The following is an 18,985-nucleotide window of genomic DNA, read 5'->3' on the forward strand; positions in this document are numbered from 1 at the left end:
TGAATAAACGTTTCCTACGTGAATAACAAACATGTACAGAATTGCATGCAGGGGATATGAGAAACGAGAGACAGTTAGATGTATTTTCATATGTATAGAAAAACACAGGTTTTTTCAATTGGTTGTTTACACCAATTGTTTGTGTGTGCTATAATTACGATACTAAACAACTTTTCATATTGCCTAAACCCTACTGAAAAGCTAACCCCTTTGGTTAGCTTTTCTATTCTTGGACTGTCTGATTCCTAAAGGGGATGAGTCAATGGGCAAGTAAAATGGGAACTATTCCTTTCTGTTTGGGTCTTTCATGCTAGGGGCTAGCATATACCTTATGATTAGATAAACTTGAATCCCTTCAATGTTCGGTTTATTTCTAGGGATTTTTTGTGTGTGAAAATAAATAGACAAAATTTTCACAAAAATGTTCTCGGAACCAATTTTCTGTGGTACACTATTTCTTGTACATGTAAAATGGTTGAAGCTTAACTCATTCAGGAAAAGAAACAGTTGCCTTTCTAAAAAATCGGTTTGTTTTCATAGCGTTAGTGCAACTGTTTCAGCCCGTATCCCAGAAGGGATACGGGCTTTTTCTTCGTAGGAAATCTTTTGTGTTCGTTGCATGTCGCAAGATTTATATTACACAACCACATACATAACGTAACGAGATTGCAAGAAAATTTTGCTCCTATACAACGCGGTAGGTGCTTTTCCGGCTTTCATGGCCTTATTGCAACAGTATAATTCTCTTTCTTCCAACATTTCCAACCAATCATGAGGGCTTAGGTTTGTACTGCAGGTACCAACACTTAATAGAATAAGCACTTTATATTTCGAAATCATCGGTATCTTCCCTCAGATTAGTAAAGTTCTTTATTTCACATGATTCTTTTTTTATACAATAAAAACCCCACATACGTGTATAAAATTATGTTTATAAATTCGTTTCTACTTTTCATCATTTTACTACGAATGGAATCCACCTTATTAAGACATATTGAGACTCCTACGACTGAAGTCGCAAGCCCTACTCCTTACGGATTGACGAGTGGGATTCTCGAATGACTAAACGTTCGCAGTCCATTTCTGTTTTGAACAGACTTCGAGATGAGGGCATCTTAGGCTGATTGACTGTTACAATCCATCACAGTTGCGTAGCGAATATTCATCGCCCCAACAATATCACGATGTTTCTCAAATCCACATCGGCACTTGTATTTTCTGTCTTGTGCTTTGTTCGTTTCAGAACATTTCGGACATGTTTGACTTGTATAAGCAGGTTTCACATATTCTACCTTCATACCAATTAAATTCGCTTTGTATTCAATGAATTGTGCTAAACGATAGAATGACCAAGTGTGTAGATTTTTCTCGTTTTTACGGTTTGTTCTTGCCGTCTGTCTAATATTCGGTAGTTGTTCTAAACGAATAACAGAAATGTTATTATCGGTTGCAAAGTCAACGATTTCACGACTTACTTTGTGGTCTTGGTCTTGCATCCATCTTTGTTCTTTATCATCAGGTTGTCGAATGGCATTTAATTTCTTATTTTCACCTAACTTCTTACGAACACTACGAAACTTACGTTTCATATATTTGTTTTGTCTACCATTGCCGAAGAAACGAACTTTATCATCGTCTGTGATGGCTATCGCAGGGACTTTAAGACCTAAATCTACCCCTAAAATCTTCGTTCCTGTTTTTTTATTTGTAGGAATCGTGACAGATATTTGAGCAATCCACTTATTAGATTTCTTCGTGATACGAAGTGTACCTAACTTGTGTTTTAACAAATTAAAATTGCGATTATATTTATCAGTTAATAAAGCACGAACTTTTAAGCGAGTTGATTTTCCATTTACCATGAGTGGAACTGAAATGTGCGTGAAATCAAACGAATCGTTTTGATTGTTCCATACACAAACAGGTCTCTTTAGAATCGGAATAACTTTGTATTTACGTTTTTTCACCTTTGTAGAAAACACACTTTTAGCGTCTTTAATTGCTTGGTTTTTCACTGCGCTTGGAAGATTCGCTTCAGCCATTTCAGATACAAGTGTATGAATGACTTTGATATACTCGTAGCTACTTTGTTCTAATAACTGAATTATTTCCAGCAGTAGAAACAAAATAGGAACGTGTCCATAGACTTGGCAAGTGTTGAAGATGAGGAAACTCTCCTCTCAAACGCTTCGATGTCACTCCTTTAATTTTTGCCATTGTGTCAGCAGGACTAAGTGTTGGTAGTGTATCTAAGAACAAGTGAACGTGGTCTTTTTCGCATTCCATTGCGACAATAGCAACATCCATTTCTCCGTATATTTCTTGAACCAACTCTTTGAAACGTTCTTCTACTTTTGTGTTAAGAAAAATCTTTCTTCTGTATCGCGGTCAAAACACAAAATAGTAGTTAATTAATGACACAGTTGTTTTGGTTCTTCTATAATCATTGATCATCTTCACATCGTATCAATTCGACTTTCAAACTACAACACAAAAGATACCAACATTTTAGATACTTAAAGTACCACAAACCTTGCGGTTTTCAGTGTTACTCCGTATCCAACCTCACTTTCAGCCCATGCCTAAAGGCGATGGGCTTTCCCGTTCGGAAAGGGCTGTAAATACCTTTATTTATACTAGAACATTCATTTCAATTTTTTCATAATATGGATAAAACAAATAAGGATTTTACAAGTTCGCATAACAGATTTTTTTAATTAAACCAATATTTTCAAAAACAAAGAATCATGCTGTATTCCATCATGTTTACATTCTATTTATGTAACTTTTGTAATCTTTATTAAAAAATTACGAATACAAGATGAAAATATAAGACAGGAGGATTCTTAAAATGAAAAAAAATATTCATTTATTATTCATTACTAAAGATTGGTCAATGGGATTAGAACGTAATACTACTTATTTGATGCAAGCCTTACAGAAATATATGCATGTAACTGTCTGGGAAGAATCTGGGAATATCCATACTATTCTTTCTAAACTAACACATCCTCCAGATTTTATACTACTAAATGATATTCGTCCTACTAGATCCCCAAAAATAACAGAATTAGGTACATGTTCAATTCCTATAGGCATGATAATGCATGATTTACATTATCAGGTGAACTATCGTAAGCAATTTATTATAAATAATAATATTAAATATTTATTTGTGCACTATAGAGATGCTTTCAAAAATAATTATAATGAATTCATAGATCGTATGATCTGGTTTCCACATTACATTAATCCGGAAATCTTTAAAAATTATAATCAACCTAAAAGTATTGATTTTTTAATGATGGGATGTGTATACCCTGATATTTATCCTTTAAGAGATAAAATTTTAAACACATTACATTCTAAAGAAAACTTCACATATTATAGCCATCCAGGTTATCAAGCCTCCTCCTATGATGAAAAATCTCACATTGTAGGTAAGCGGTATGCTAAAGAAATTAATAGAGCGAAAATTTTTTTCACTTGTGATTCTATATATCACTACCCTTTAATGAAGTACTATGAAGTTCTAGCTTCTAATACTTTATTGCTAGCCCCTCACTCTAAAGAATTACAAGATTTAGGTTTTATTCCTAACGTTCACTTTATTAGTATAAACGAAGATAATTTCATGGAATTAGGAGAGCGGTTTTTGAAAAGCTATGAAACATTAGGCAAAAGAATAACTGAAAATGGATATAAAATGATTCATAAATATCACACTGTAGAGCAACGGGCTATTTATTTTACAAATATAGTTGGATTTATTTTAAAATTCAATAAAATTCCGTTTGGAGGTCAAAAGAAAAATGATACTTTTATATCTTGGTTATCTGGGGACTACTAACGTTGGTGATGAAGTTTGTTACGAAGCCTTTCAACAATCTTTACAACAATGGAATTATGCAAATAAAAAACAATACAAGGTGATTACTTTTCCAATATTCGAAAAAATATCAATCCAAGAATTTTATACAAAAACTCCTTTTGACGCCATTATACTTGGTGGTGGTTCTTTATTACAAAGTGCTTTATTTTTACATTTGGTAGAAGAGGCTCAAAAAATAGGCATACCAGTTTTTGGGTATGGGACAGGAATTGATTATTTAACTGAACACTCTATTGAAAATTACCGCCAAGAACAAGATATATCTATCACCGAATTTTTCGACAATAGAAATATTGATTTTAAAAAGATTACAAATGTAATAAAAAAAGCAGAATTTATTGGAGTTCGAGGCCCTTTGACCTATCAGTCCCTCTTGACATACGAATCTGATTTAAAAAATATTGATGTAATTGGAGATGCAGCTATAGCATATACTCCTAAGCAAGATTCGTATATTACAGAAAAGTATTTAACGGAACCCGAAAATCGATTTGTAGCTATTAACTGGGGGACTACATTAAATAAATTATTTGGATATAATGAAATGGATTTGTTAAAAGAATTGGTAAAATCCTGTGAATTCTTACAATCTAAAGGTTATCATCTTGTGATTTTTCCTATGTGGGATGTGGACATTATTCCTTGTCAAAAACTATATTCTAATTTATATCAAGTTCACTCAGCGACGCTTATTCCAGAAGTCTGTACATCCGCACAAATTTATACCCTCTTAAAAAAAGTGGATTTTTCTATAAACTTAAAATTACACGCAAATGTTCTTTCAGCTGCTGCGCTGACGCCATTTATTAATTTAGCATATCGTTCAAAAGGAATGGATTTTTCATTTTCTTTAAATTGTCAAACAAACTCATTTTTAACAAACAAACCTAATTTAACCGAATTTATAATAGAAAGAGAACACGCATTTTGTACACAGCGAAAACGATTAGTAAATCAATTAAGTAAGTATCAAAAATATTATGCGGAAAAACAACTATCTTTTTTTAATACTCTTGCAAATATTCAAAAATAAGCATTATACAAACATCGCCTTGTTTATTAAACTGATTAATCTACTTCATTCAGTTATGCGAAGTATTATTCATTCAAGCAACATTGCGTAATTTGATTTACAAAACATATTTATAAGAAATGGCATAAATGGTCTCAATTCCTTTTGAAAGTATGTAAAGCATGACGAAGGATTTGGTAAAACCTCTCTGGACATGCATAAAATCTTGTTTAATTAGATTCTTAAATATTTACTTGTCTAATGAATGGTATACGTATCAAATCCTCGTTCTTTTCATTTGCTAAATGGACCAAATACCGCTGGCTTTTGGTTGTTTGGAGAAATGTAAAATCCTACATCGGTTTTATAAGTCTTTTCATAAAAGCATTAACAGCTTTTACTTCTTTACGTGCGAGCTTTCCAATCAATTGTACGATAGATACATATAACTATATGTTTGTTTATAATTATATAATGAAAATAGGGATTGTATTAGAGTCAAAAAGTAAAAAAATGTTTTTCATAAAAAGCTTATAATCCTTCTTAAACCTCATGTCAAAATTATTATAACCGCACAAATAATTGGTTGTTTACACCAATTATTTGTGCGGTTATAATGCATATATCTAGAGTTTTGAGCATTTCAAAAAAAGAAATTTTCCGCATACTTATTTTTAGTAATCACAAATTATTCGGAGGTAGTTTGTTTATGAGGCCTATTAAAAGAAAAATGCAGTTCATATATTTGCAAGAACAGTATTGTAAATCATGTGTGTTTAGAAAGAATTCATTACAATATTGTAGTGAATTTTGTAATATTGGAAAAGAATTAGTACTGCTAAATGCATTGGGATTTAAACGTCGAAAAAGAAAAGAATTAACAAAAAAAGAAAAATGGGATCAACGTTGTAATAAAGCTGCAAGTTTATTTGCACAAGGAGAAAGCTATCCAGATATCGCTAAAACTTTAGGGTGTCACATAAGTCAGTTATATTATGAATTAAAAAAGCGAAATTTATTTTCTTATCCTTCTCAAAAAAAATAGTATATATTATTACACTAAAAATGGTTTAAAGAACCATTTTTAGTGTAATAATATATATACTTTATAGAAAGGAGATTACCTATTTAACAATTAGGTATAATGATTATGTTAGTACAACGTCAAAAAGATATAGTATCATTTTTAATCCAAGAGAAAAAATGGTACACATTTTCTCAACTTGCAAAGGAAGTTAACTGTTCTACAAAAACAATTCAACGGGATATTCTATTTATCAAAGAGTTACTACCTGAAAAATGGCATTTGCAAATTCAGAAAGGACGAGGGGTAATTTTACATAAACCAGCGGATTGTTCTTCTTCAGAATTAAATGAATTGTTTATTAGGAATGAATTATCTTTTAAGATTTTAGATATTCTTTTTAAAATAAATAGTACCACTGTTATGAAGTTATCTGAAATGATGTACATATCTCCAACCTCCTTATATCCATATTTGAAAAATACAGAAATTTTTTTGAAACAATTTCATTTGCGATTACATCGCAAACCATTGAGGATTTGTGGAGATTCCATTAACATCAATTTTATGTATCAAGAATTATATCTAAGTTCTTACGGGGACAACGAATGGCCAGATTCTTTCTCAAAAGAAAAGGATTGTTATTTATATATAACAAAAATAGAGGAGAAATTAGGAATTAAATTATATCCTATATACAAAAGAAAATTAATGTACTTAATCGCGGTTATGTTAAAAAGAAAGCAACATGGATTCCCTATCTATATTAATCCGCATTTACATGAAAAAGTACTAGATACACCTTTTTATATAAAAATCTTTAATTTAAACAAAAATAATTTTCATAATTATTTTTGTTCCGAGGAAATAGTTATGATTGTCATATCGATTAATTGTTCAAAATATACTTATCAAAATTTGTTAGCACATAAGTCAAATGTCATCCATCATTTCAATAAAAATGATGTAGGCATATATAGAAGCATTAAAAATTTAATCTTTAAACTTGAATCCACATTTGAGTGCAAATTTATAGATAATTATGAATTTGTATTTGCGATCATACAATATCTAAAACAAACTCTTTCAAGATATCAATTTTCTCCAATAATGTCTTTCTCGAAGGATTCAACAGTTAGTAATATAATGAATATCCATCAAGATACTTTTTTTAAAGTAAAAAAAGTTTATACTCAATGGGTAAATGAACACTCTATTGATACTTTAATTTCTGATGAAGAAATTGCAACATTAACTCTTCATATAGAGGGGATTTTTATGTTGAAAAACGCACTTAGTATTAAAATATTACTAATAATTGAAGATGGGGAAAAGTGGGAGCTTTATTTGAAAGGGGTTCTACATCTATACTTTGGTCCAATTTTTAAGTTTATATATACAGACATGAATACCAACACTTACATTGATTTAGATGTAGATTTAATTATTACATCTTTTTCTAGTATTAAGTCAAAAATTCCTATTGTTAGAATTTCCCCTCTTCCAACAAAAAGAGAATTGCAAGATATAAAGGATTTTATTTACAAAAACCATTTTTCTGAAGATTAAATAAAATTTGAAAGTATTGATTTGATATACTTTCAAATTTTTATACCTATATATTTTATAATAGGAGCGAATTAATCCTCGTACCTTTTATATTTTTCTAATTTGTGTCTGAAAAGACGTACACTTTGTATTAAAAATTCTAATTCATCTTCAGAAATTTGTTTTCCATCTAATTGTAGTGAGTAATTTTCGGAAATATTTTTATATTCCAAAGCGATATTTTTTTTGTCATGTAATTCTGGTTGATACAATAAATCTGTAATTTCAATTTTGTACACATTTGCAATTTTATTTAATAGTTCTAATGATGGAGTATAAACACCTCGTTCAACTTTAGATAGGTTACTGTAATCATAATCAATTTTACAAGCCAAACTTTGCAGTGTATCCCCAAATTGTTTACGAATTTCTTTTATTCTTATTTGCATGGTATATTCTCCTTTATTGTAATTAAAAAACTTTTATAATAACAAATAACTTAGGCGTATATGAAAATTTAAAATATACATTTTGAATTATAAATCATTGTATCATAAGAATAAAAGATGTTAAATATAGGAAGACAAGTTTTGGATATAGAGGTATGTAAAATTGTTATTTTCTTGATTATATCGTAAGCAACAATTGAAGTATTACGCGTTCATTTAAAGATTATATCACTATATAACACATATCGGCCGTTTAAACACAATTTTTATATATATAAAAATTGTGTTATCAAGGTTTTACTGTTGCCATGGGGAGTTAATACCTGTTAATTTATAAAAGTTCACGCATTAAATTCCAATTTAATTATAAAAAAATAAAAAAGATACCTAAAGGTATCAAAATCGACGAAATAACAAGAAAGTTTGTATACTAATAACCGATTTATCATAAAACAACAAATTTCGTATTTTTTTTAAGTATATTATTAACTGTTTTATTTGAGAATGTAACACAACGACATCGAACTCTCTCCCAATCCATATTATAGTATTCGGGTGTTATGTAAGAAAGTAACGATAATTCAGAATTTCTAATCCCCTCATAATAAAAAAGTACAGATTGTCCCTCAAAAGCTAATTGATATATTTGTTGGTATTGTATTTTTTGATCTGCATTTGTAACAGAAAATATAGTATTTATAGATTGTCCAATTACATCCTTCAAATTTAAATGAAGAATTTCTAGTAGTTTTTTACTTATATTAGTAATAATAAAATCATTATTAACTTTCTTTATTTCAAAGTACATACTAGGTTCTTTGGTTTCGTAAAATTCAAACAATTCATCTAATTGCACTTGGAAAAAATTTTTTATTCCTGTCTTCATATATTTTCCTCCTACGATTTGATCAAACCGGTTTTTGTTATTGCATAATATTTTTATATTCAAAAAAAGGTCAATTGTGATTTTTTAAATATACTTTTATATGATGTTTCAGACTATAAGATGAGGAAGATACTTATATAATAATATTCTACCGTTGTTTTTTTAGATATTCATATTGAATGTACTTTATATTTTAGTAATTATGTATTTATATAAACATATTACACTAAGATTAAATTATCATTTTGTATAGTGATTGTGTAGTGTATTTTTGACTTTACTAGAGTCAAAAATGGAAGGGCTATTAATGATAAATATGCTTATTTTATAGAAGCATTAAAAGACAGAGAATGTTACATTCATAAAAACATTTGAAAATTTTTATGATTAACCACTTTACATTAATAAGTATTTTCAAATAACTATTACAATAATTATTTTTTTGAAATTCTATTATTGTTCTAACCAATTGTAAAATAAAACTTTATTTTCGGAATTTTCTTTGTTTTTACTTGTATATCTTTTGGCAATTTTTAAAGTGTTTTCGCGATTAATAAATATTTCTAAACGACCCGCAAAAAAATTTGAAGGTGAAATAATTGGTTGAGAGAATTGTTGTTCGATTTTGGAATTATTAGTTTCAAAATCGAATTCCGTTGAGATATTCAGTTTTTTGAGGTCGAATTTGTATCCTTCTAAGAAGTAACCTAATTCCAATAAATATTTTTGGTTTTTTGAACCAAATTATTTTTAACCATAATAGCAGACATTGATAGTGAAAAGAAAAGTTCTATTGTATTTTTAGGTAAGTTAAATGCTTCGGATGTGTTTATGGAGTACCGTTGTTTCCTAGCCACGTGTAATCTGATAAGAATCCTGCTTATCAGATTACCATCAGGGTATTAAAGTAAGCTATCTCTTTAGTTTAAAACGTATAGATGTTATATTCGGATTTTGGTTTTATACAATCACTTCTATTCTTACGGGAGTAGATGCTAAAAAAGAACAGATTGATTTACGGTATCAGTCTGTTCGAATTCAAAAACAATTCATTCATCAATTATTTGGATTAACAGCGTAAAGAAGAATCCGTATTGTTTTTTGGAATGTATCTTTTATTTGCACCAGAACCATTTAAACGAAGCTTAAAGATAGCTGAATATAGTACTTCAACAAAAACGTTTACAGCAAGGAATGAAATTCATTAATCATATATACAACATTTCGGAAAAGATTCTTTGGACAAAAAAAAGAGTATCTACCTCAATATATAGAAGAAGCTTATCAAAAATATCTTTATTTATGGTATAGGCAGGCACAATTATCTTATACATGAATAAATTGAAATGGTTAATGAAACCAAAAAAGGGGAATGCTAATTGTAATTAAATTCAAATAAGAAAAAAGAGAGTAGAAATATATATGAAAAATACACTCCTAATATGAGCAAAAATAACATGTTTAAAGATAAAGCGATATTTCGATATACAAAATATAAATAAAAGGAACCGACAATATGTAATTTATCCGAAATTTTATTTTGTAAAATATTTTATATGTTATAAGGAAATTTAACATTAAAGTCTCTCCTAAGTACAAGCGCGTAAAATGATTGTCCATTGATCATCAAATTAAAAGGAGGAAAAATGATGGGAAAGCATAAAAAGCATAAAAAGCATAAAAATAAGAAAGCAATTGCTCGTAGAGGAAAATCCGTAGAAAAATATCGAATTGAAAAAGCATGGAGAAATATATTTGTCCATGCTGGAATTGTGAAATAAATAGCTAGGAGTATAAATTATAGTTCTAACTATATTTATAAAAATGTACTGAAATATTAAGAAGAATACATTTTATATATTAATTCTTAAAGTATCAATTGTTATTTTGTCTTTTACCCGTGAATAATAAAACGAAAGAAAAACACTCAAAAAATTAGATAATTAATTTTTCATTGTTAGAAATACTTAACATAGTAAGGAAATAGAATAATCTTGAATATAAATCTTTAAAAGATACCCTTTTATTTAAGAAGTAACTATTGTTGTAGAAGAGGATGTAAATTCAACAAACTCTAAGATAATTGGTGTCCTTTTTAAAATAGGACCAGAGTTTACAGGAAGAGTAATAATTAATTGCCAGTCAAGGAAATCAGGTGGAAGAAACTGTATCTGAATAGAGAACATGTCCTGCATTTGTGGTACACCATTAACATAAAGATTCCAAGCTGTTTGACTAGGAAATACAGTAGCAGCCGTTCCATCACTTTTAACAAATTGAGTTGCTGAGAGTGTGAGAGATCCAGCATTCACTTGAGTAGTTGTCACATGAAAGAATTTTTGGTTTGTTGGAGTAATCCCAGTTGTTGTGGTTGCTAATATTATAGGCTTCATTAATTGTAAAGGCATATTGATCATCTCCTTTATTAAACTAATGGTTGTCCATTATCATATGACACACCAATAATAAGTGTGATTATACCTAAATTCGGAATGAATAAAGGATACGCTCCTTCGTTTGAAATAATAACTAAAAAAATATATAGTGAGTAAGCTGACGCTTATAGCATTTAAATTTTAAACTTGAAAACACGGTAGAAATTACGTCATCGTCTGTGCTCGATAGATAACTATATTAATATAAATGGTAACCGTTGACTAAGCAGAAATCTGGAATCTGTCTCTTTTCGCTATAACATAAGGAACATAAAAATAAGATTTTAAAAGTTCATTTGAAAAAGACTAAACACAAAAGATTCAAACTTATACAGTACGGTTTTCATGTTTCACTTCAGAAAAATGAAAAAACTACAAAGATACAATAGAGATTGTAGTTGTCCCAGTATCAAAAATATATCGGATATATTTTTGATACTCCTATTATTAATCTACTTTAAAAAATCAGGAAAAAAGTACATAGGACTGATAAGGCAATAATATCACTATTTTTTAGCTTTGCGTACCAGGAACAACTAAGCTTCTGTACAAATGAATTTTCATTAGAATATTTAGAGGTAACGCTTTAATAAATAAATTTGTACACATCTTCCTAGTATAACTTTTACACTTCATATCATCTTAAATTAACTATACCTGAAAAGAAACTGAGAATATTATATGTTTTTCTCCAATATGAGGAGGTAATATAACTGGAGCTACTCTATACTTATTTATTTTATCGAAAGATATCTTATAACTGTGAAACGTAGTCTTACTATATAGCTCTTTAGCAGCTGCGTTATATTTATTTTATTCATTTTTCTAATTAACCTATGCAGACATATATATAGTTAAAAGTTGCTCTGGTACAAAAACTTCAGGACAATTGCAAATACTCTTTTAAATTTGGATGTAATGATATTGATATTCTTAAAAAGGTATGTGATTAGCCTTAAAAAGGAGACCTCATTTAAATAGAGGCGCTATTAGCCGGATGTTATTTTGTTACCTGTGCGCTGGTACCTACGGTACAATCTCATTTTTCGTGATTTGGTAGAAATGATGGAAGAAAGAGGACTATCCTTGGCTCATACCACGATTATGCGTTGGGTCCATCAATATGAGCCGGAGTTAGATAAGGGAATTCGGCGTCATCGTAAACAAACGAATGACTTCTGGAGAGTAGATGAAACGTACATAAAAGAAAAAGACAATGGATGTACCTATATCGTGCTGTTGATTCTGAAGGGAGCATGATTGATTTTTATCTCAGTAAATCTAGAAATCATATAGCTGTAAAGCGATTCTTCAAGAAAGTTTTGTGGTCTTTTCATGTTTCAAAACCTCGTGTAATCACAGTTGATAAAAATCCTGCCTATTTCATTGCTATTAGCGGGTTGAAGAAAGAGAAAAAATGTCGTTAGGCATTCCAATCAGGAAGATAAAATATTTAAACCATATCGTAACGCAAGAACATCGTTTCATGAAAAGACGTATACACTCTATGTTAGAACTTAAATCTTTTCACACAGCTACATGTATTCTTGCAGGAGTAGAAGTCATGCATATGATAAAAAAGAACAGATTGATTTACAGTATCAGTCTGTTCAAACTTAAAAACAATTCATTCATCAATTATTTGGATTAACAGCGTAAAGAATGATTCTGGTAGGAATCTTTATTGTTTTTTGAATGTATCCTTTATTTGCACCAGCTCCAGTTGCATTACCACCTCATATTGGAGAGAAGTATCTGATTCGTCCAGATTCTTTGCAAGGATGGATCATTCAAACCTATATGAAGCAAAAGGAAGTTTTACCAGGAAGATGGGTACAAGAAAGAAAATTAGATTTTTATAATCAATTTAGACAGTATCAAGGAACTGCGTATCACCAATACACAGTTCCTCTATAAGAAGACAAATAACATCGTTTATTTATCCAGTTCATATAAGAAACAATCTTATGATAGTGTTCAATATATTACAATGAAAAATCCCTAATGGTTTCTATCCCTAAAATACAATCAAAAGTGGCGGGTTATTTTTTGATACTTAATGGTGGAATGGAACATGTATCTATGCAGCAAAGATTATTGGAATTAGAAATGCTACAAAACAGAAGGAGCAAGCAAGAAAAAAAGAAGAGAACACCGTCCAGGTGAGGTTTATAATAGACATATTCACACACGAGATTACCATACCCCGAATTGATGTTAAAGGAATGTAGCATTGTTTATTTTCTCTTTTTTATAGACCCTAAAAGCTTTTTTGCAGACACAGTACAACAAATCATTCAATATATTGAACGATTTAAAACGATTTAAAACCATTAAAAAACAAATTGAATCATGTGATAGATGAACTAGGTTGTGTACCGTTTCAAAAACAAGGAGCGGAGCCTCCTATTCCGTATTATTGCCGACTGTTATGAGCAAAAAAGTGTGATAGTTACTTCGAATTTAGAATTTTGTCAATGGAATCGAGTGTTTGGTGATAATTGATTGATTTCGGCATTGATGGGCGAAAGCTATCGTTTACACAATGCATGCTCTTCTGGAAACGCTAAAATTACTATTTAAAAAGTCGAGCTGCTAGCCCTGCACTTTTTACTACAACTCTCTGTTCCTCACCATATAGGCTAAAAATTCTACAAAGAACACGTTGTAGTTGTTTTTATCCTAATTCCATATATGAATGAAAAATACGCGAGAATAGAAAACAAGAAGTTTGGTTGATGGTGGAAAAGGAACCAGAAAAAGTTTTATGTACCAAAATGGGTTATATTTGTGTTACATAAAGCGTACATATAGAAAAGGGAGAAGAAAAAATCGTCTTATTTTTGTGGAATATGACATACATATATATTGCAACGCTTGTTAATACAATGTTAAGCATATTGACAAGTGTTGCATGACGGGATTCGTAAAAAAGTGTAGATTCTTCAGTAGGCTTGTCGAAAAACAGTCTTTTTTGTGGTGGATTTTGAGGAGACGATTAGGAGTATATATATTCAGTAAATTAAAATGTATAGCGTACGGAGAAGCGGCGATAACAGCGCGCCTGTTTTTTTCACATGCGGATCGCAATCAACATACAATAAAGAGAGACAATCCTCAGTTGTTTCATAGAAAAACCCCTCCATTTACTTTATAAGAACGGGGAAACAAGCACCTATTGGTACGTAGGTGCTTGTTTCATTTGAATTAAAAAACAAAGGATACATGATAATACTCAGTGGTGAACATAGTGAAATTTTTTAAGTATAAACATGATGTTATGGAGCAGAAAAGAACCGATAAAGACCTAAAATAAAATGTGTTTTATTTCCAATATGTGTTACAGTTCGTAATATATTTCAGTTTTTCTTTCTTTTTTATTAGGTGATACATTGATTTTTCTCTTATCTATTCAAATAAAAACTTTAACTCAAGTGAGGGAAGCGCAAAATAAAGGACACCTATCTATATTCATCATGGTAGGTATCCATTTTTAATAAAATAGGTTCAAAAAATTAAATTGTGTACATATGTTAGTCTTGTAGGTCAATACATGTATATAGAGGAGTGAAGTTATGGCAACCGTATCCGAGTTATATCCGGTTCCTTATAATGTATTAGCTATTTCACCATCGCGACTAAGCTCAAATTGGGATGAATTTCAGGATATATTTAACGGTGTGAAAGAAGCTTTTGGAGAATTTCAAAAAACAGGTCAACTCCAAAAAGAAGCGATTAAACAAGGATGGAATGCTTATCGAGAAGGAAAAATTGACTATTTAGCTCTAGTGAAGGCCAGTTTATCCATAGTGGGATTGATTGTACCTGGTGGTGAGGCTGCGGTCCCTTTCATTGGGATGTTTCTCGACTTTGTGTGGCCAAAATTATTTGGGGGGGCCTCTAATGATGAGACAACACTGTTAAATGTTATTAATGACGTAGTAAATCAGATACTAGACAAAAAATTATCAGAACAACAGTTACAAACAGTCAATAACGTTCTAAATGGATTTCAGACACAGATGCTCGATTTAAATCAAAAGATACTTAGTGCTACTTTTGATGCAACTACGCAGAAGCCTAGAACACCCAGTGCATCTGATATGATCAATGTGTATAATGAATTTAACTTGGAACAGGGATTGATTCATAATGATTTATATGAGTTTATTTTAAAGGACTATGAAGACATTACTTTGCCAATGTATGTAATGGCAATTACAATCAAACTTCTGTCATACCAAGCATTTATCCAGTTTGCTAATCAATGGATAGACACTGTGTATCCGGATACAACTAGTGGAGAGGGTTACACGTTTAAAACAAATTTAGATGCGGCAAAGACAAAGATGCAGGACGATATTGATACGGCCTCACAACATGTTCTTACTGTTTTTCAAGACCACATGGTACCAGCAGGAGTTAATAAGTTGCAACACAACTTGCATAATCAATATGTTAATACGATGGTGCTGCAATGTTTTGATTTTGTTGCTATGTGGCCGACATTGCATCCAGATGTATATCCAGCAAACACAAGTCTCGATCTAACACGCGTCCTTTTCTCGGATATAGTAGGACCTGATGAGGTTCATGATGGAAAGGTAACATTGTACAACATTTTTGACAACGACAACCCTAAAGGTTATGATCACGGTTCAATAAATATGGAAGATATCTTGTATTTAAGAAAAGAATTGGAACAAGTAAGCATTTTTTCACATGAGGACGGCACGTACTGTTGGCCATATGGAATTGGTCTTAAGTATGCAGGAGACCCAAACACATATATGTATTCGCCTCGTTCTTTTGATCCGTCACATACAGTACCTTCTTCCACGGTTCAAGCACCAATAATACTTGTTAATGCATCTACCCAATATATGAAGGGACTTCTGGATAAGGAGAGCATAGATATTCACGCTGATAGTGGTGAGAGTGGCGGTGGAGCGTATTGTCCTCTTCCTGGTCACGATGGTGTAGAAGGTTATGGTAGAAGTCATAATTCTCCGCTTGCAAATCAAAAAATCAATGCTTTCTATCCTGTTACGGCAGAACATGTCGCTGGAGATCAGACGAAGTTAGGTTTAATTGCCACTCATGTTTCCTTTGATTTAGTTCCCCAAAATATTATTGGGCAAACAGATACAGATGAAACTATATCTGTAAGAGGCTTTCCAGCAGAAAAAGGAACGATTGATAATATCGGGTCTCTTCAACTCGTACCGGAACATATCAATGGAGCAAATGCTGTAAAGCTGAACTTTCAGCAAATACTCGCAATTCCCATCACTAGTGTTACAAGTGGCTATTATTCTATTCGTATTCGTTACGCTAGTAGTAGCGATATTACAGGGTATTTTCATGTACAGACTCCTGCCGGTGATTTAAATCGCGGCGCTATAACATTTCCTAATACGCAGAACATGGAGAACACAATTGATAAAATGTATGTAACAGGAGCAAATGGGAAGTATACGTTGCTCACAGTTACACAAGCAATAAAAATTCCTTCTGGAAACTCAACTATTTACATTCAAAATAATAGTAATGCTGATTTCTTTTTAGATCGAATTGAAGTTATCCCGATTACAGCTAGTCAACTTCCAGCCCCTTCTAGTGCTAATCAATTCACTTTTGTAGGACCATATACCGTGTTGCCTGAGCCTGTGGGGAAGGACTTTGTTATATGGCAAACATCACAAACATGTGCGTACACCCCAAACTCAACTCTATCGTTTACAATACTGGGCAGTGGAGAATTCCAAGCATTAGATAAGAATAATAACATAATAGCTAGAAAAGTTGAAAATCAGAATAATCAGACTACAGAGACGTGGAATCTCCCGCAAAATGTAGAGAAAATTCGTTTTGTTGCGAATGATTATGTTGTGCTTCGTAATATTATTGGTAAAATTAACTGCCAGGAGCCTATAAAGCCTTGTACATTAGGAGGGCAAACATTAGTTGATATAGATTACAATGCTAATGGGGAACAAGTGTTGTGGTCCTCAACAGAGCCTATGGGGAATTGTACGGTAGACATTGTACTCGATAGTGATTTTATTTCTTCTATAGCAACTCTTCAGTTTCAAGATAATACTGGCACCGTTGTACGTTCTATAGATTTTGGACCAGGGGAGCAAAATCAAACTGTTTCAGTGGCTAGTACAACGAAGATTGTATTGAAACCAACAACTTTTGGGCCAATATCAGGGCATCTAAAAATTCAGGTTGTAACCAATTAATTGGAAGGAGGATTCAAATGAAGGATATTCGTATAGCTAATCCCATCTTTATACAAAAGGACGACTTAAATAAAATTACATCTCAAGTAAATCAGCTATTCACATCTCAAGCAATGGATACACTACTTCCTACTGTCACCGATTATTGGATTGATCAAGTTGTTTTAAAAATTGATGCATTATCTGATGATGTATTTGGCAAAGAGAAAAAAGAATTACGCAAATTCGTAAACAAAGCCAAACAGTTAAGTAAATCTCGTAACTTACTAGTAAGTGGAGGATTTGACAACCTTGCTGCATGGTTTCTTGGACGAAACGTTAGGACGGTAGAAGATGGACAATTATTTAAAGGAGAACACCTATTACTCCCACCTCCATCCTTATTCCCATCTTACGCCTACCAAAGGATTGATGAATCTAAACTAAAATCAAATACACGGTATAACATTTCTGGATTTATCGCTCAAGGGGAATTCCTAAAAATCATGGTATCTCGTTATGGAAAGGAAATTGAACGAATACTTCATGTTCCATACGAAGAAGCGTTCCCTATTACCTCAGAAGCAACAGGAAATTGTTGCATGCCAACATTCGCAGCTCCATCTTGTGATGACAATACCAAACATTCGCATTTCTTTAGCTATAGTATCGATATAGGTTCCCTACAGCCTGATATAAATCTAGGTATCGAATTTGGTATACGTATTGAAAATCCATCAGGTTTTGCAAAAGTGGGCAATTTTGAAATACGAGAAGAACGTCCGCTAACAGCGAGTGAAATACGAAAAGTGCAGAAAGTAGAGACGAAATGGAAAAAAGAATGGGAGCAAGAACGTGCAGATGTAACAGCAAAACTGCAACCCGTTATCGATCAAATCAACGCTTTATATGTGAATAACGATTGGAATGGTTTGGTTCGACCGCATATCGTAGAAGCGGACATTCATGCGATTACAATACCAGATTTACCAAAACAAAGACATTGGTTTATGACAGATCGTGAAGGAGAACATCGTTCGATTACCGAGCAAATGCAACAAGCACTGACTCGCGCAATGAATCTGTTAGAGAGTCAAAATCTCATTCACAATGGTAGCTTTACGAATGGAGTAATGAATTGGACGGTAGAGGGAGGCGCAACAGTTCAATTGGTATCAGGAGAAAATAAAGCCTTATTCCTTCCGCATTGGGATTCTAGTGCCGCACAAAACGTTCAAATTACAAATTTTGATGAAGATACAGAATATACACTTCGCGTACGCGGAAAAGGAAAAGGGAAAATTACCCTCCAACATGGAACAACAGGAGAACAGGTAGAAACTATGGTATTTTCTCAAAAAAACATGCAAAAACAAGAACTATCCTATTTGACATTTGAAACGGCAGAGATTGAAATTGAAATTACATCTGAAGATGGTGGATTGACAATTGATAGCATTGAACTGATTGAAATGACAGGAATGTAAATAAAAGGAAAATGAAGGGCGAGGA

12 protein-coding genes and 4 pseudogenes are annotated in these 18,985 nt (G+C 31.7%); 11 read left to right on the top strand and 5 right to left on the bottom strand.

Features of this window, described 5'->3' with window-relative positions; genetic code table 11:
• Positions 1-1,115 precede the first annotated feature (1,115 nt).
• On the bottom strand, positions 1,116-2,126 hold the full coding sequence (locus PSR14_RS29615; RefSeq protein ID WP_277505667.1) for a transposase: 1,011 nt from the start codon (positions 2,124-2,126) through the stop codon (positions 1,116-1,118).
• Positions 2,083-2,454 (bottom strand): annotated as a pseudogene (gene tnpA, locus PSR14_RS29620) (IS200/IS605 family transposase). Before tnpA ends, PSR14_RS29615 begins: the two are co-directional and overlap by 44 nt.
• 397 nt (positions 2,455-2,851) lie before the next feature.
• Between tnpA and PSR14_RS29625 the strand changes: the two are divergent.
• From PSR14_RS29625 to PSR14_RS29640, 4 genes are all read left to right on the top strand, one after another.
• A complete protein-coding gene (locus tag PSR14_RS29625; RefSeq protein WP_392355910.1) occupies positions 2,852-3,850 on the top strand; it encodes a glycosyltransferase in 999 nt (332 codons plus the stop codon).
• On the top strand, positions 3,813-4,925 hold the full coding sequence (locus PSR14_RS29630; protein WP_098487862.1) for a polysaccharide pyruvyl transferase family protein: 1,113 nt from the start codon (positions 3,813-3,815) through the stop codon (positions 4,923-4,925). The genes PSR14_RS29625 and PSR14_RS29630 overlap by 38 nt, the downstream gene beginning before the upstream one ends.
• A 688-nt stretch (positions 4,926-5,613) precedes the next feature.
• Positions 5,614-5,949: a helix-turn-helix domain-containing protein gene (locus PSR14_RS29635; protein WP_255292292.1), complete on the top strand. Its 336-nt coding sequence runs from the start codon at positions 5,614-5,616 to the stop codon at positions 5,947-5,949.
• Between the two features lie 105 nt (positions 5,950-6,054).
• On the top strand, positions 6,055-7,497 hold the full coding sequence (locus PSR14_RS29640; RefSeq protein WP_262727155.1) for a helix-turn-helix domain-containing protein: 1,443 nt from the start codon (positions 6,055-6,057) through the stop codon (positions 7,495-7,497).
• Positions 7,498-7,568: 71 nt separating this feature from the next.
• Here PSR14_RS29640 and PSR14_RS29645 read toward each other — a convergent pair whose 3' ends face one another.
• Both PSR14_RS29645 and PSR14_RS29650 read right to left on the bottom strand, forming a co-directional pair.
• Positions 7,569-7,925, bottom strand: coding sequence for a helix-turn-helix domain-containing protein (locus PSR14_RS29645; protein WP_098214360.1), 357 nt, complete (start codon positions 7,923-7,925; stop codon positions 7,569-7,571).
• Between the two features lie 445 nt (positions 7,926-8,370).
• The gene (locus PSR14_RS29650; RefSeq protein ID WP_277505669.1) at positions 8,371-8,811 is read right to left on the bottom strand and encodes a hypothetical protein; all 441 of its coding nucleotides are present in this window, start codon (positions 8,809-8,811) and stop codon (positions 8,371-8,373) included.
• Between the two features lie 901 nt (positions 8,812-9,712).
• Here PSR14_RS29650 and PSR14_RS29655 point away from each other — a divergent pair.
• A pseudogene (locus PSR14_RS29655) lies at positions 9,713-9,892 on the top strand (IS6 family transposase); the annotation flags it as partial.
• A gap of 568 nt (positions 9,893-10,460) precedes the next feature.
• Positions 10,461-10,592, top strand: coding sequence for a DUF3983 domain-containing protein (locus PSR14_RS29660; RefSeq protein WP_098214358.1), 132 nt, complete (start codon positions 10,461-10,463; stop codon positions 10,590-10,592).
• Between the two features lie 246 nt (positions 10,593-10,838).
• Here the strand turns inward: PSR14_RS29660 and PSR14_RS29665 are convergent, their stop codons facing one another.
• The gene (locus tag PSR14_RS29665) at positions 10,839-11,219 is read right to left on the bottom strand and encodes a DUF4183 domain-containing protein (protein WP_262727153.1); all 381 of its coding nucleotides are present in this window, start codon (positions 11,217-11,219) and stop codon (positions 10,839-10,841) included.
• Positions 11,220-12,248: 1,029 nt separating this feature from the next.
• Here PSR14_RS29665 and PSR14_RS29670 point away from each other — a divergent pair.
• From PSR14_RS29670 to PSR14_RS29690, 5 genes and pseudogenes are all read left to right on the top strand, one after another.
• Positions 12,249-12,866: pseudogene (locus PSR14_RS29670) on the top strand (IS6 family transposase).
• Positions 12,867-12,941: 75 nt separating this feature from the next.
• Positions 12,942-13,163 carry a hypothetical protein gene (locus PSR14_RS29675; protein WP_262727152.1) on the top strand — a complete coding sequence of 74 codons (222 nt, stop codon included), beginning with the start codon at positions 12,942-12,944 and terminating at the stop codon, positions 13,161-13,163.
• Positions 13,164-13,600: 437 nt separating this feature from the next.
• Positions 13,601-13,748: pseudogene (locus PSR14_RS29680) on the top strand (ATP-binding protein); the annotation flags it as partial.
• A gap of 1,073 nt (positions 13,749-14,821) precedes the next feature.
• On the top strand, positions 14,822-17,494 hold the full coding sequence (locus PSR14_RS29685) for an insecticidal delta-endotoxin Cry8Ea1 family protein (RefSeq protein WP_392355913.1): 2,673 nt from the start codon (positions 14,822-14,824) through the stop codon (positions 17,492-17,494).
• Between the two features lie 17 nt (positions 17,495-17,511).
• On the top strand, positions 17,512-18,960 hold the full coding sequence (locus tag PSR14_RS29690) for a hypothetical protein (protein WP_392355914.1): 1,449 nt from the start codon (positions 17,512-17,514) through the stop codon (positions 18,958-18,960).
• The last annotated feature ends 25 nt before the right edge of the window (positions 18,961-18,985 follow it).

This window comes from Bacillus sp. A01H, assembly GCF_045277205.1.
GTDB lineage: Bacteria > Bacillota > Bacilli > Bacillales > Bacillaceae_G > Bacillus_A > Bacillus_A paranthracis.

What these genes read in the sequence shown, in the direction of transcription:
- PSR14_RS29625 (WP_392355910.1), top strand. Translation starts at nt 2,852, where the DNA reads ATGAAAAAAAATATTCATTTATTATTCATTACTAAAGATTGGTCAATG.
- PSR14_RS29640 (WP_262727155.1), top strand. Translation starts at nt 6,055, where the DNA reads ATGTTAGTACAACGTCAAAAAGATATAGTATCATTTTTAATCCAAGAG.
- PSR14_RS29665 (WP_262727153.1), bottom strand. Translation starts at nt 11,219, where the DNA reads ATGCCTTTACAATTAATGAAGCCTATAATATTAGCAACCACAACAACT.
- PSR14_RS29660 (WP_098214358.1), top strand. Translation starts at nt 10,461, where the DNA reads ATGGGAAAGCATAAAAAGCATAAAAAGCATAAAAATAAGAAAGCAATT.
- PSR14_RS29635 (WP_255292292.1), top strand. Translation starts at nt 5,614, where the DNA reads ATGAGGCCTATTAAAAGAAAAATGCAGTTCATATATTTGCAAGAACAG.
- PSR14_RS29650 (WP_277505669.1), bottom strand. Translation starts at nt 8,811, where the DNA reads ATGAAGACAGGAATAAAAAATTTTTTCCAAGTGCAATTAGATGAATTG.
- PSR14_RS29685 (WP_392355913.1), top strand. Translation starts at nt 14,822, where the DNA reads ATGGCAACCGTATCCGAGTTATATCCGGTTCCTTATAATGTATTAGCT.
- PSR14_RS29675 (WP_262727152.1), top strand. Translation starts at nt 12,942, where the DNA reads ATGTATCCTTTATTTGCACCAGCTCCAGTTGCATTACCACCTCATATT.
- PSR14_RS29630 (WP_098487862.1), top strand. Translation starts at nt 3,813, where the DNA reads ATGATACTTTTATATCTTGGTTATCTGGGGACTACTAACGTTGGTGAT.
- PSR14_RS29690 (WP_392355914.1), top strand. Translation starts at nt 17,512, where the DNA reads ATGAAGGATATTCGTATAGCTAATCCCATCTTTATACAAAAGGACGAC.
- PSR14_RS29645 (WP_098214360.1), bottom strand. Translation starts at nt 7,925, where the DNA reads ATGCAAATAAGAATAAAAGAAATTCGTAAACAATTTGGGGATACACTG.